Below are 14,183 nucleotides of genomic sequence, written 5' to 3' on the forward strand. Positions count from 1 at the left end.
TCTTGAATTTGCTGCCAGATATCATCGGTAAGAAGAGTACGTGCCATTGAAAATATAGAAATAAAAATAACTCAAAGGAGGATTTTAAGTATTTAAAACCAATTCTTCAAATGAGGACACGCCCTAGTATCATCAATTAGTTTTTGTTGATGTGGTACAGCAATCATTTCCCTTCCAGTTCATTATAAGACAACATAAGTGGAAAAGCGGCTACTGATTGAGAGATAGTCGCTTTATTCTTTCTATGGGTTTCGACTTTAGCTAAACGCTTTTGAAAGTCTTTTAATACCTTAGCTATTATCGGTATGACCGCAGTTAGCGGACTGCTTCTGATCATTTCTTTTTGGCTGCACTAAGAAGAGGGCTGGGCGCAATACAGCTCGTACAGCTTTTGCATCAGGCTCAAGACCTTGGGGTCACTCAGACGATAGAAAATCTGTTTACCCTCACGTCGGGTGCCAACCATGTCGGCCTTACGCAGTACAGTCAGCTGTTGTGAAAGTGTAGGTTGATGAATATCGGTAGATTCTTCAATTTCCTGAACATTCATTTCCCCGTCAACCAGAACACATAAGATTTTCAGACGATCAGGATTGGCTAAAACTTTCAGGCATTGGCTGACGAAATCGACCTGTGAAAAATCAATTTTGGCATTTGCAGCAATCATATCCATAGATGTCCTCGAAACCTTTGATGTAGCCCGTGCAGTTTACACAATTTACCATAAAACTGTTTGATTATTATTTTTTATTATATAATATAAAAAAGTATATTGTATAGGGATTGATTCATCATGCATGACTTCCTCATCGCATTTATTGGCGGTTTAATGCTCGGACTTTCAGTGTTCGGCTATCTGTACGTCAATGGCCGTATTGCAGGAATCAGTGGTTTGGTTGGGCAGGTATTAAACCCAAAAACCGTATTTAAAACGCCTGCGATCTGGTTTTTATCAGGCTTGATCATCACACCGTTTATTTATGGTCTGTTTGTACAACCTGAAATCGAATTGAATGCCAGCCCATTGATGATGATTGTGGCAGGTCTGCTGGTAGGCTTCGGGACACGTTTGGGGTCGGGCTGTACCAGCGGTCACGGAATTTGTGGCATTAGTCGCCTGTCTAAGCGTTCTATTGTCGCAACCATGACTTTCATGTTTGCAGGTTTTGTCACCGTTTATATTATCCGTCATATCACAGGAGCATTCTAAAATGAAAAATGTGTTTGCCTTTTTATTTGGTGCGCTGTTCTCTGTGGGTCTGATGGTGTCGGGCATGTTCAACCCTGAAAAAGTACTCGACTTTCTGGATCTGTTTGGTGATTGGGATGCCAGTTTGGCCTTTGTGATGATGGGCGCGATTCTGGTAGCCTTTATTCCTTTCCAGAAAGCATTACGTACGGCGCAACCGAAAACAGTATTTAATGAGCCTATTGATTTTCCTAACAATAATCAGATAGATAAGAAACTGATTACAGGCGCGGTTTTATTTGGTGCAGGTTGGGGGATTGCGGGCATCTGTCCGGCGCCAAGTTTCACCTTGATCGGTTTGGGCCACTATCAAGTGCTCTATTTTATTGTCGCAATGCTGGTGGGTGTATGGATTCACCGTAAATGGTCAGGAGTTTAACGATGTCAAACTTACCTATAGTAAAAGATTTTTTTCACGAAGATACCAATACCTTCAGTTATGTTGTACGTGATCCTGCGACTAAGGCCTGCGCCATTATTGATAGCGTTCTGGATTATGATCCGGCATCAGCAAGTACATCCACTATTCCTGCCGATAAAATTATTGCCTATATTAAAGAGCAGGGTTTAACGGTCGAGTGGATTCTGGAAACCCATGTCCATGCTGATCATTTAACTGCAGCACAATATCTCAAAGCTGAGTTAGGTGGCAAGATCGCCATGAGCGAGAAAATTGGTATTGTTCAGGAAACTTTTGGCGCGATTTATCATCTGGATATTAAACAATGGAATGCCCAGCAGCTCTTTGATTACTTATTTGAAGATCATGAGTCGTTTCAAATCGGAACATTGAAAGCCTATAACATTCCAACACCGGGACATACGCCTGCTTGTCTGAGTTATGTGGTTGGTGATGCGGTTTTTGTGGGTGATACCCTGTTTATGCCAGATTATGGTACAGCACGTTGTGACTTTCCGCGAGGCAATGCAGAACAGCTGTATGATTCGGTACAAAGCCTGTTTCAGTTGCCAGAAGATACCCGGGTCTTTTTATGTCATGACTATTTGCCTGAAACACGTGAATCATATGTATGTGAATCTGATATCCAGACGCAGAAAACGCAGAACATCCATATTCATCAGGGAATCAGCAAAAATGAATTTACTCAGATGCGAAATCAGCGGGATTCAGGACTCAGTATGCCTAAGCTGATTCTACCGGCGATTCAGATCAATATGAAAGCAGGACAGTTTCCTGAGCCTGAAGCCAATGGTGTGTCTTATTTAAAATTGCCATTGAATTATTTTAAGTAATTTTGAGTGGTTGTTTTAATTGGGGGTTAATACAGAAGTATCGGTTTAGAGCTGAACTGGTAAAAGATGAGTTAATAAAAAAACCGGCTTCGGCCGGTTTTTTTATTAAAGGTAAATCTTCAAAATATCAGTGAGTTATTATGGTATTTTTTGTATGGGGTTTGATGAAAATTTATAAACTTCCTGAGTATTTAAACATTAAATAAAGAGCTTTTAATGACGACAATATTATTGTTTGACTTCAATTTTCACTAACGCCAAAGCAATCCTGTCCACATGCTGATAAGCTGGTTGTTCTAATTCTTCTCCAAAGATGTCCGGGTCAATCTCTTCATAAGACCAGCTGATATTTTTATACTGCCTCATTAAGTTTTCTAAATGCGCTAAAAAACGATTGCCATCCTGAGTGACGGTAACGCCTGTATATAAGAATATACATCCCCGTGGATTAAGATGCTGGATACCTTCTTTAATGATGCGAAAAGAGAGAGCATTGCCATCTAGCTCATCACCACCATGCCGGTATTGACGTTGATGCGGGTCGATTAAATAGGGGGGATTGGCAAAAATCAGGTCAAACTGACCTTGCAGATTTGCAAATAAATCACTCTGTACCGGATGGATTTTTTTTAAACCAGCAAAGTCGATATTCATTTGACTATATAACAGGGCTTTCGGATTAAGATCCGCGACAATCAGCTCATCATAATCTGGAAAATATTTTGCGATACTGACGGCAGCTGCCGAAGTACCACAACATAATTCAACCGCGCGTTTCAATGGATCAGATCGGCTAGTTAAATATTGCTTCAAGTGATAGGCAAAACGATAAGTATCTGGGCCAAAAAATACGGCATCCTGTTCTATGGTCGGAAAGGCAGAGTGAATAAATAACGCATTGTTAAGAGAAGCTACCCGTACCTGACTTAAATATAAGTTTTCCTGAATTTTGAGAAGCTGATGTTCTTCAAGTATGGAAAAAAGCGCAGGATCAAGATCTGTTTTTTTAAATCCAAGATTCCAGCCAAATATATCCTTGAGCGTAATTTCTTTATTTAAATCATTTTGTTTACGATCCAGAATCCGTTGATGAGAAAGTGGGGTAATTGCAATAAATTGATAGTCTTGCTGTTTTAAGAAATTCAATAAATAAAGTAAAGCCTGCTGTTGGCTGGTTTTTATATCTAAGATCTGGTTCATAAGGATTTGCTCTTCTGATTCTTAGAAAATATCAAGTAATCCATCTGTTGTGCTCATAATAAAAAATGACTCGAAGGATAGCCATAAGAATAGGTTGAGTTTCTTCGTACGTGATAGCCAGGTACTTAAAATGAATAAGCTTAATCATCGCTGAAAATGATAAATACTTGGGTAAAGAAGTGCTGTGGATTGGTATTATTTATTTTTATCTGCAATCTTGCATAGAGAGAAATAAATTCACGATATAAAAATGAAGGCTATTCACCTTACAGATGAATAGCCTTTTAGAACTAAAATTGATAAAAGTCTTGGTCTTTGACTTCCGGCAAATCAAACCAGATTACTTGAGCATCATCCAGAGCTGTCATATCCACTACATCTAGGAAAGCGATTGCATCACCTGCATTTAAGGTGTATTCGGCAATCTGTACTGAACCTGAAATCACATGCACATAGTTAATATGCTGAGTGGCTTTGATTGCTAAAGCCTGATCTTTTTTGATCACTGCGGTTTTCACTTCAGCATTCTGGCGAATATGCATCGGTGCGTTATCATTTGGTCCACAAATGAGATGCCACTGGTTAGGTTGTTCACGTGGATCCAGCTTAATTTGCTGATAGTTCGGTTGTGCATCATGTTCGTTTGGAATGATCCAGATTTGTAGCAAATGGACCTGTTCATCACCCTGGTTCATTTCACTATGGCGAACACCTGTACCGGCACTCATCAGTTGCCACTCACCCGCAGAAATCCCGCCGTGATTGCCCATGCTGTCCTGATGGGTAATCGTACCTTTAAGTACACAGGTCAAGATTTCCATATTGTCGTGTGGGTGTCGACCAAAGCCTTGGTGACCATCGATCAAGTCGTCATTAATCACACGCAGTGCGCTGATACCCATATATTTAGGGTTATACCAGTTACCAAATGAAAAGCTGTGTTTAGATTCCAGCCAGCCCATTTTGACATGACCACGGTTTTCGCTTTTATGCAGGAAAGCATCCATTTTTCATCTCATCTATTTTTTTAACATGATCCTATCTTAGCGTTGTATTTATTTTATAAAAAGCCTATCCATGCGACAGATCATTGCAGTTTTGCAACGATCTGAATTTTATTGAAGCATAAAAAAGCCCACTCGAAAGCGGGCATTTTTTATATAGAACTGATTATTCCAGGAAGCGGACAGTTACACCGGACTTCACTTTACGGCCAAGGTCATTGGCATCCCAGTTGGTCAGACGGATACAACCGTGTGAATAAGACTTGGAAATCATCGATGGATTCGGCGTACCATGAATACCAAATGATTTCTTGCTCAGACCAATCCAGATATTACCGACTGGTCCATTTGGGCCAGGTGGTAAGGAAAGCGGTTTGGTGTTATTACCTTGAACAAAGTTAGAAGGTGAATAGCTATAATACGGGTTACGCGCCACACCTGTTACTTTATAAGTACCTGTTGGAGAAGGCGTGCTGGTATTACCAATACTTGCCGGGAAAGAGGCAATCATTTTATTTTTGCTGTTAAACAGATACAGCTGTTTGGCACCCTTGTGCGCTACAATCAAATGAATGTCTTCTGGCAGGTTGTTACGGACATTGGCAACCAGAAGTTTCTGGCCTGCTTTGCTGAAGTTTGCTCCCGGATTGAGCTGTTTCAGGAACGCTTCATCCATGTGGAATTTTTCAGCAAGCATTTCCGACATGCTGGTGTAGTACAGACCAGGCATTTTAGCCTGTAGCGCATAATCAGATGGAATTGATTTTGCCAAAGGTACTTTCAGATCTTCTGCTGAAATGGTGTATTCAACAAATGCAGGCTTAGATGCTTGCAATTCTATCAGCTTATCCCAGGTTTCTTTGGTCAATGTACCAGTCGGCTTGATACCATTCATTTGCTGGAAAGAAGCCAGTGCTTTCAGGGTATTTTTACCACTGGTTCCATCAATTGCACCTGGCGAAGCATGAGCATTGTTCAACATGACATGTGCACGTGCGTAAACAGGGAACTGACCTTTACCGATGTCTTCATACCATTCAGCATTATTCAGACCATCTAGCGTCCAAGAGGCTTTATTGGCATGAGCAGACGTACTTTTAGCGGCTGCTGTTGGGGCAGCACCGATATCCGCATTTTGATCTTCAGCTGCCTGCAGGCCATCCAGGGTCTCAGAAGCCTGAGTAAGATCGCTTTGTTCCTGAGCTGAAATAGGCGTATCTGTAGATTTGGCTGCTGATGCTTCTGTAGCAAGCGGATCGATCGGGTCTTGAACCGTAACATCGGTCGCTACTTTTTTGGGATTTAATGGCTGTTCAGTAGCAGAAGCAGCGAAGGCAGTACCTGCAATAATGCAACTTAAACTCATTGCGAGCATTGTGCGAACGAACATGTAATTCAACCTAATTATTCATAAACTATTTAAATAACGTAATAAGTATTACAGAAAAACTATGGAGATGCAGTAGTTGTTTTGTGACACCCTTAATTCTTCACTTATGATGATCGATTTTTAAAGTAATGTGAAGTTATTAAAAATGGAGGCTTTTTGCTATGATGTCCTGAATGTCAAAGATTGATGGTAATGTGAATGACGACCTTAAAAAATGATCGTTTTCTGCGTGCATTGTTGCGTGAACCTGTAGATACCACACCCGTATGGATGATGCGCCAGGCAGGCCGTTATTTACCAGAATACCGTGAAACACGCGCCAAGGCAGGGGATTTTCTGTCTCTTTGCAAGAATACTGAATTTGCCTGTGAAGTGACCTTGCAGCCGCTGCGCCGTTATGAACTTGATGCTGCCATTTTATTTTCGGACATTTTGACTGTGCCGGATGCATTAGGTCTGGGACTGTATTTTGAAGCCGGTGAAGGTCCTAAGTTTCATAAAACTGTACGTACCGAGCAGGATGTAGCGAATCTGCCAGCATTTAATGCCAAATCAGATCTGGACTATGTCATGAACGCGGTTACTACGATCCGTTTAGCATTGGGTGGACAAGTCCCCTTAATTGGCTTCTCGGGCAGTCCATGGACACTGGCAACTTATATGGTTGAAGGCGGTTCCAGCAAGGATTTCCGTTTTACCAAACAAATGATGTATGCACAGCCTGAAGTGCTGCATGCATTACTTACACGTCTGGCAGATGCAGTCACGGATTACCTGAATGCCCAGATTGATGCGGGTGCTCAGGCAGTACAGATTTTTGATAGTTGGGGTGGTGCACTAGCGCATCGTGAATATATCGAATTTTCACTGAATTATATGCAAAAAATTGTTGCAGGTTTACAGCGTGAAAAAGATGGCCGCAAGATCCCTGTGATCCTGTTTACCAAAGGTGGTGGTCAATGGCTTGAGCCCATGGTCGCAACAGGTGCAGATGCTTTTGGCCTGGACTGGACTACACCGTTGAATGTTGCCCGTCAGGCTGTTGCTGGTCGTGCAGCACTACAAGGCAACCTTGATCCGGCAACCTTATATGCTTCTCCAGAAGCAATTGCCAAAGCCACTAAACTTATGCTGGATGATGCCTATGCCAATGGTGAAAAGACCGGTTATGTGGCAAATCTTGGACATGGCATTACACAATGGGTAGATCCAGCCCATCCTAAAGCGTTTATTGATACCGTGCATGAGTACAGCGCTAAATATCTTTAGGATGTAAACCTTGATCTACCTACTCAAATCAGGGTTTGAATTTTCTTATAAGGCAGCATCGGCTGCCTTATTTGGGATCTTACTCCTGCTGGCTTTTGCTTTTAGCGCTTCAATGGGGGGTGAACTGTTTTACGGCTTCTACCGTTATGACTATCTTCTATTTTATGCTCTGGTCATTCAGGTCATTCTATTATATGCCAAATTAGAATCCTGGGCAGAAGCCAGAGTCATTGCGCTATTTCATATTCTGGCGATGGTGATGGAAATTTTTCTAACCCATCCTGCGATTGCTTCCTGGCATTATCCACAACCCGCCATTTTCAAGATCTTAACCGTCCCGTTGTTTGCCGGTTTTATGTATTCTGCGGTTGGCAGTTTTTTTGCGCGTTCATTACGTCTGTTTCAGGTCTCTTTTAATCACTTGCCTGGTTTTGCCAACATGATGGCACTGGCCGTGTTGTCCTATATTAACTTCATGAGCAAGTTCTTTATTCCAGACTATCGTATTCTTCTCTTTATCTGGAGCGCGCTGATCTTCTGGAAAACTCAAATCCGCTTTCAGCTGAACCGGCATTCCTTTCAGTTGCCGATGTTACCGGTCCTGGCTTTACTGGCCTTTATTATCTGGATTGCAGAGAATATCAGTACCTTTTACCAGATCTGGCTCTATCCAAGTCAGGTAGAAAAATGGCATATGGTCGGCTGGGCAAAATTAGGTTCCTGGTACTTGTTATTATTGCTCAGTCTGGTGCTGGTGATGAAGATTTTAGGGGTACGTGATTCTAGAGGAAATTGGCAGTTAAAAGCTTCTTCATAAAATTAATGTTTTCTTTGGTTAACATGGACGTTTTTGACATTGCGTATCGATCAGCTTCCAGCTAATCTGCTTAATGTGTAATATAAATTACATAATTATATCAATAACAAAGATGCAGAGAATAACCGGAGAATAAGTATGTTGAAAAAAATTATGCTCGCAGCAGTATTAGCGACTGGTTCGAGCCTGGCGATGGCTGACAATGATGTTGGTTGTGGTGTCGGTAGTCAGGTGTGGGCAGGTCAGTCAGGCATTATTCCTAAACTGCTTGCTGGTACTACAAACGTTCTGTTTACTAACCAATGGCTCGGGATTACTTTCGGTACTTTGGGTTGTAGCCAGGGAGGAACAGTCACTGCACAAGTTGTGACGTTTACCAATGAAAATGCGGAAGCATTGGCACGCGATATGGCTGTTGGCGAAGGTGAAAGCCTGAATGTACTTGCAGAATTGCTGAATATTAAATCTGAAGATAAAGCACGCTTCTTTACTTTATCCAAGCAGAATTTCTCTGAAATCTATTCAGAAGAAAATCAAAATACTTTACAGGTGTTGAGTTCATTACAAAACGTGATGGCTAAAGATGAAGTGTTAAAATCTTACATCTAACGGATCCTTAAAAAACCCTGCTACTGGCAGGGTTTTCTTATGATTATAAAAACCCAAGAATACGTTGACTGAATGAAATATGCCTTTTTACTCATAGCTTTGCTATCGAGTCCCGTAAGTTTTGCCACGACCATTTCCCCGGATATTCAGCCTTATCTTGATCAGGCGATACAGAAGCAGCTGTATCAGGCGGAAACCTGGCAGCGTTTAATGTATGCCAATAGCAAAGGACAAAGTGAGGTCAGCTACGCTGGTTATTTTCTGGCAGAGCAGGGAGGAAGTAACCTGCAACAGGAAATGCAGCAGAATATACAGGCATTATTTTTAGCAGCTGCCCCCAACCAGTCCGTGCGCTGCAAGTTTCCCGCACGTAGTCACTGGCTCATGCAGCAGTTAAATATCTCTGAGCAGCAATTGCCTGAGCTAAGTTGCCCTGATCTTGAACGCTGGATTGGGGAGGTTAAGCCTTATAAAGCTACCCTGATTTATGCGACAGATTTTATGGGGAATCCGAGCTCAATGTTTGGGCATACTTTGCTGCGTCTGGACCCTAAAGACCAGCAGGAACTGAAGCTGATTTCTTATGCAGTCAATTATGCAGCGACCGTAGACAGTAATGATAACTGGTCCTTTGCCTGGAAAGGCCTAACCGGACAATATCCGGGTGAATATTCACTGATGCCTTATTATCGTAAGGTCAAAGAATATGGCGATTTTGAAAGCCGGGATTTATGGGAATATGAACTTAATTTGACGCCTGAAGAAACCACTTTTCTGGTACAGCATCTGTGGGAAATGCAACAGGTCAATTTCCCTTATTATTTTATTAATGATAATTGTTCATATCGTCTCTTAGGTCTGCTCGACTTAGTCCGACCTGGACTGAATCTGCAAAAACAGTTCGGTACGACCGCTATTCCGGTAGAAACCCTAAAAGTTGTAGAGCAGCAGGGGCTGATTCGGGAAAAAATCTATCGACCAGCCCTCGAAACTCAGTTGCTGGCTCAATCTCGCCAGCATGGTAAAGTTCTGGCAAAAACTGCACATCAGGTCGCTTATGCAGAAACTGCTAAGATGTCTGAGATCTTGCACAACTATCCTGCTGAAGATCAGGCCAAGATACTGGAAATGGCTTATGATCATTTATATCTGGATTTTCTGCGTCAGGAAGTAGATGAAGCATTTGCCCAACCACGCTTTCGCAAGTTATTGGGATTAAGAAGCCAGCTGGCCATAGAGAAACAGCGTCAGCAGCCAGAAATTCCAAAAATAGATCCGACACAAAGCCATCATGCACGTAATTTCGTATTTAAGGCTGGACAGGTACAGGATCAAACTGCGATTCAGTTAGGTTTCCGTCAGGCTTATCATGATCTGATGGATCCACAAGGCGGATTACGCACAGGCACTCAATTATTATTCCTCGATGGTGCACTGCAATACCGTGATGATCGTATCAAACTGGAACATCTGGACCTGTTAACAGTTAATTCTTATAACCCGATTCATGCATTTAAAGCACCGTTATCTTGGGGCTTTAATTTAGGCTGGAAACAGGAAGCACTAGATCAGCATGGCCAGTTTAGTACCGAGCAGCAGCATGGTGTAGCCAATTTTCAGGTTCAGGGTGGCTATAGCTGGGCAAATGAAGCACGTGAACATCTCTGCTATGTGCAGCTACAAAATCATGTACAGGCCGGAAAAGCGCTAGACAAAGGATGGCGTATCGGTATGGGGCCAACGGTGGGTTGTCAGAATATCTGGACGGATCAGATCAATAGTCTGGTACAGGTGGAACTGCCGTATTGGGAAGACTCCCATCAGTGGCAGCTGAAATTAAAAAGCCAGTTGCAATATGCATGGAATGCACAAAATGCCATTCGGGCGGGCTGGGAATATCAGCAACAGGAATCGAAAGACTGGGAAAAATGGAGTCTGGGCTTAGTCCATTATTTTTAATTTGGCTAACATAACCTCGAATATTGAGTAAATGAAGTTTATAGATCAAATGACTTATATTTGAATGTTTAAAATAAATTCATGTTCGGAGACTTCTACCGATATTATCAAAGATTGTATTCAGTAATTGGGTTAAAATGCCTGAATATTGTTGTATTTTTCACATAATATCACTGCGAATCGCAAAGTATCGGGAAAAGTTATATGAATAATGAGTGTATGGCTATGCTGGCGGAGCAGTGGAAGCAGATCTGTCAAAATTATTCATCGGATGATTTGCTACACGCATTTCAGTTTATTCAAGACCACTCTTTGGTACTGGTAGAAGAATTCTATAAAAATATGCTTCTGGAAAAAGAAGCATCTCAATATTTTACTGATGAGCTGATTCAGCAGCGTTTACGAGATACTTTACATCAATGGCTTTCAGAAAGTTTTAGTGTGGCGCTGAATAAGCGTTATGCAGAGGCCGTGCAAAAACAGAATATCGTTGGACATGTGCATGCACGCGTCGGGATTCCATCCTGGCTGATTATGCGTGGTGTACGAGAAATTCAGCGCAAAATATTTGAATTGCTAAGTTTAAATCCGCAGCCAAACATGCTTACTACCTGTAGTTATATTATACAAATCATGGGGTTTGCCACAGAAATTATGTGTCGTTCCTATGAGGCGAAATCAGTTCAGAATCAGGAAATGAAGCACAGTTACCGGGTATTTTCTGCAATGCAGGATGTCGCGGTACAAAAAGATAAGCAGCGCAGTTCATTGCTGGATTGGGAAAATGAGCTGATGTTCAAGGTCTTTTCTGGCACTACAGGCATTAGACATCAAATGCTGTCCAAGTCAGAATTTGGCTTATGGTTTATTCATAAGGCGTCTTATGCTTTTACCGGTTCTGATCAGGTCGATTTAATTATCGAGCGAATTTATCAGATCGATACGCTAAATCAGGCAGTACTGGAATGTACTGAAAAAGATCAGATGCTGAATCTGATTCAGAGTATTCGTGACTTAAACCGTGAAATACAGCACCTGGTCGATCAATTATTTCAGGTTGCAGATTACATCGAATCTGGAAATGACTCGTTAACCCAGTTATTGAATCGTCGTTATTTAAATACCATTATTTCACGTGAAATTAACTTTTCTCGTGATAACCAAACACCATTATCCTTGCTAGCGATTGATGCCGATTTCTTCAAAGCCATTAATGATAAATATGGTCATGCAGCTGGCGATCTGGCCTTAAAGTTTATTGCTGATGCCTTACAGAAATATATTCAGGGTAGTGACTATGCATTCCGTGTCGGTGGTGAGGAATTCCTGCTGCTGCTGGTCGATACCGATCAACGCCGTGCCATGAATATTGCAGAAAATATCCGTAAATTTATTGAAGAAGGCATAATCACGACTGCACAGGGTATTCAGTTCAAGTTTAGCGTGAGTATTGGCTGTGTGATTTATGATGGTCATCCGGATTACCAGAAGTTCCTAGATACTGCCGATACAGCTTTATATGCAGCAAAAAATACTGGTCGTAATCGGGTGTATCTGGCAAAAAATGACCCGGATACACGAGTATTGAATACACCATCACTGACCTAAATTATTGATGTGATTGCAGCGATTCAATCCAGTCTTTAAATTTCTGTTTTTGCTTAATATACTCGGGATGCAGTTTGGCTTCATCCCATTTTTGTTTAAAAATACGTGCTGCGGCAGCTTTAACGGGATCTTCTCGCTGACGAGGCAATTCGTCTCTGCCGTGAGCGCCGCTCAATCCTTTTTTGTCATCTGGTACCGGACCGTCATATTTTTTACCGCCTTTATGATTGGCATAGCGGCGGGCACGGGTATAGCCCATCTGCAAGAATTTACGTGCCATATCCGCACCAATAAAATCTTCTTTTTCCAGATAATCTATAAACATGGCATAAATCTTAGTGCTGCTTGCTTGAGCCTTCTCTTCATCGGCAAAACGCCAATGTGGCAAAATTTCCGATTTATATGGTTCAACTGAAAGCACACCCTGTTCACCACGTCCAATCCGGTACAATTCAGGTCGTTTTCTAAAATCAATTTTTTCAAAATCCAGTGAGTAATCAAAACTGGTCGACGCCACCCGCGGGGTTTTACGGGGAATATTTTTTGAAGTCTTCTTAGTCGTCATATTTTCTTCCTGTGTATCTATATTTCCCTATAATAATAAAAGCCTGTCTGTACTTTTGAAGTCCATGATTTTTAGAAAGATGTATGTATTTTTATTAAGTGCTTATAGGCCATTAGATGATAAGGAATAATGTAGGATGGAATAGCGCTAAAGCGGGTAGTGATGCTGTAATGAATTGTAGAAGTAGAATTTATTGATAATTTTAAAAAAGAAAAACCTGCAAAAGCAGGTTTCAGGCTTCAACCACGACAAAGTATTTTTTGACTGCTTCAACCACTTCAAAAGTGCCAACAAAACCGGGTGGAATAATGCCAGCTTCACCTGCCTTGATTTCAACAAAGGATTGTCCTTGAGTATCATGTAAACGGACAATCCCTTCAATTACCTGAAAGAATTCCTGTTTATTTTCAGCGAATACAATCTTCCAGGCACCCACTTCACATTGCCAGATTCCGCAATCCATATTGGGATGTTGATAGGCACTCTGGGTCAAGCGTTTAGGATTACCTTTAACCAGCCGGTCTGGACGTGGATAATCGATACTTTCTTCAGCCTGGCCTAAACCTTGACCCGCAATCCAAATAGATGACATTCTCAACCTCATCGTGTAAAAAAGCCCCAATATTAATTGAGGCTTTCATTTATGAATCTATATTAATAACTTTCTGGTACAGCGCCTAAAAACTCACGGCGGACTTCTTTATCGGTTTTAAAGTCACCGATAAATGACACCGTACGCGTCGTTGATTCCTGTTTGCCAACACCACGCATCATCATACACATATGTGCTGAATCAATCATTACAGCCACACCACGTGCATTGGTGACTTCAGCAACCGCTTCTGCGATTTGCTGGGTCAGATTTTCCTGAATCTGCAAACGACGGGCAAACATTTCAGTAATACGTGCAAATTTAGATAGCCCCAATACTTTGCCTTCAGGTAAATAGGCAATATGTACACGGCCATAAAATGGCAATAAATGGTGTTCACACAGCGAATAGAATTCGATATTTTTGACCAGAACCATCTCATGGTTATCAGACGGGAATACCGCATTATTGGTCACTTCTTCCAGCGTCTGGCTATACCCTGAGGTTAAATACGAAAACGCTTTCGCAGCACGCACAGGCGTATCTTTGAGACCAGGGCGATTTAGATCTTCACCAACGGCAGTAAGAATGTTTGCGTAGGATTGCTGCATAGTCATATGACGTATTCACTTACACTGAGATAGAACAAGGACGGCATTGTAGCAGA

The 14,183-nt window shown here is 41.7% G+C and carries 15 protein-coding genes; 8 read left to right on the top strand and 7 right to left on the bottom strand.

The annotated features are described in order from the left end of the window. Positions 1-352 precede the first annotated feature (352 nt). Positions 353-673: an ArsR/SmtB family transcription factor gene (locus C3420_RS10495; protein ID WP_004280150.1), complete on the bottom strand. Its 321-nt coding sequence runs from the start codon at positions 671-673 to the stop codon at positions 353-355. A gap of 120 nt (positions 674-793) precedes the next feature. On the opposite strand from C3420_RS10495, the gene C3420_RS10500 reads away from it, so the two are divergent. Genes C3420_RS10500 through C3420_RS10510 form a run of 3 tightly spaced genes read left to right on the top strand, consistent with a single transcriptional unit; the run spans position 794 to position 2,503 of the window. Then, positions 794-1,210, top strand: coding sequence for a YeeE/YedE family protein (locus C3420_RS10500; RefSeq protein WP_103800422.1), 417 nt, complete (start codon positions 794-796; stop codon positions 1,208-1,210). A 1-nt stretch (position 1,211) separates the two neighbouring features. After that, the gene (locus C3420_RS10505) at positions 1,212-1,628 is read left to right on the top strand and encodes a DUF6691 family protein (RefSeq protein ID WP_103800423.1); all 417 of its coding nucleotides are present in this window, start codon (positions 1,212-1,214) and stop codon (positions 1,626-1,628) included. Between the two features lie 2 nt (positions 1,629-1,630). Further along, positions 1,631-2,503, top strand: coding sequence for an MBL fold metallo-hydrolase (locus C3420_RS10510; RefSeq protein ID WP_103800424.1), 873 nt, complete (start codon positions 1,631-1,633; stop codon positions 2,501-2,503). A gap of 228 nt (positions 2,504-2,731) precedes the next feature. Here the strand turns inward: C3420_RS10510 and C3420_RS10515 are convergent, their stop codons facing one another. From C3420_RS10515 to C3420_RS10525, 3 genes are all read right to left on the bottom strand, one after another. Next, a complete protein-coding gene (locus C3420_RS10515) occupies positions 2,732-3,703 on the bottom strand; it encodes a methyltransferase (protein ID WP_103800425.1) in 972 nt (323 codons plus the stop codon). 290 nt (positions 3,704-3,993) lie between these two features. Beyond that, positions 3,994-4,710: a pirin family protein gene (locus C3420_RS10520; RefSeq protein WP_103800426.1), complete on the bottom strand. Its 717-nt coding sequence runs from the start codon at positions 4,708-4,710 to the stop codon at positions 3,994-3,996. A 163-nt stretch (positions 4,711-4,873) separates the two neighbouring features. Continuing rightward, on the bottom strand, positions 4,874-6,097 hold the full coding sequence (locus C3420_RS10525) for a L,D-transpeptidase family protein (RefSeq protein WP_004893747.1): 1,224 nt from the start codon (positions 6,095-6,097) through the stop codon (positions 4,874-4,876). Positions 6,098-6,295: 198 nt separating this feature from the next. Here C3420_RS10525 and hemE point away from each other — a divergent pair, with 198 nt between their 5' ends. From hemE to C3420_RS10550, 5 genes are all read left to right on the top strand, one after another. Then, positions 6,296-7,366: a uroporphyrinogen decarboxylase gene (gene hemE / locus C3420_RS10530; RefSeq protein WP_103800427.1), complete on the top strand. Its 1,071-nt coding sequence runs from the start codon at positions 6,296-6,298 to the stop codon at positions 7,364-7,366. Between the two features lie 10 nt (positions 7,367-7,376). Next, positions 7,377-8,183, top strand: a complete 807-nt coding sequence (locus C3420_RS10535; protein WP_103800428.1) for a DUF817 family protein — start codon at positions 7,377-7,379, stop codon at positions 8,181-8,183. A gap of 138 nt (positions 8,184-8,321) precedes the next feature. Next, positions 8,322-8,792: a DUF3015 family protein gene (locus C3420_RS10540; RefSeq protein WP_004810609.1), complete on the top strand. Its 471-nt coding sequence runs from the start codon at positions 8,322-8,324 to the stop codon at positions 8,790-8,792. Between the two features lie 72 nt (positions 8,793-8,864). Beyond that, positions 8,865-10,751 carry a DUF4105 domain-containing protein gene (locus tag C3420_RS10545; RefSeq protein ID WP_103800429.1) on the top strand — a complete coding sequence of 629 codons (1,887 nt, stop codon included), beginning with the start codon at positions 8,865-8,867 and terminating at the stop codon, positions 10,749-10,751. 204 nt (positions 10,752-10,955) lie between these two features. Continuing rightward, a complete protein-coding gene (locus tag C3420_RS10550; RefSeq protein WP_103800430.1) occupies positions 10,956-12,359 on the top strand; it encodes a diguanylate cyclase in 1,404 nt (467 codons plus the stop codon). 1 nt (position 12,360) lies between these two features. Here the strand turns inward: C3420_RS10550 and C3420_RS10555 are convergent, their stop codons facing one another. The 3 genes from C3420_RS10555 to folE form a co-directional block, all read right to left on the bottom strand. Further along, positions 12,361-12,924, bottom strand: coding sequence for a DUF4385 domain-containing protein (locus tag C3420_RS10555; RefSeq protein WP_103800431.1), 564 nt, complete (start codon positions 12,922-12,924; stop codon positions 12,361-12,363). Positions 12,925-13,156: 232 nt separating this feature from the next. Beyond that, complete coding sequence (locus C3420_RS10560; protein WP_103800432.1) at positions 13,157-13,516, bottom strand: cupin domain-containing protein; 360 nt, start codon at positions 13,514-13,516, stop codon at positions 13,157-13,159. 62 nt (positions 13,517-13,578) lie between these two features. After that, positions 13,579-14,127, bottom strand: a complete 549-nt coding sequence (folE, locus tag C3420_RS10565; protein WP_171294466.1) for a GTP cyclohydrolase I FolE — start codon at positions 14,125-14,127, stop codon at positions 13,579-13,581. Positions 14,128-14,183 lie beyond the last annotated feature (56 nt).

This window comes from Acinetobacter sp. ACNIH3 (assembly GCF_002918965.1).
Classification (GTDB): domain Bacteria; phylum Pseudomonadota; class Gammaproteobacteria; order Pseudomonadales; family Moraxellaceae; genus Acinetobacter; species Acinetobacter schindleri.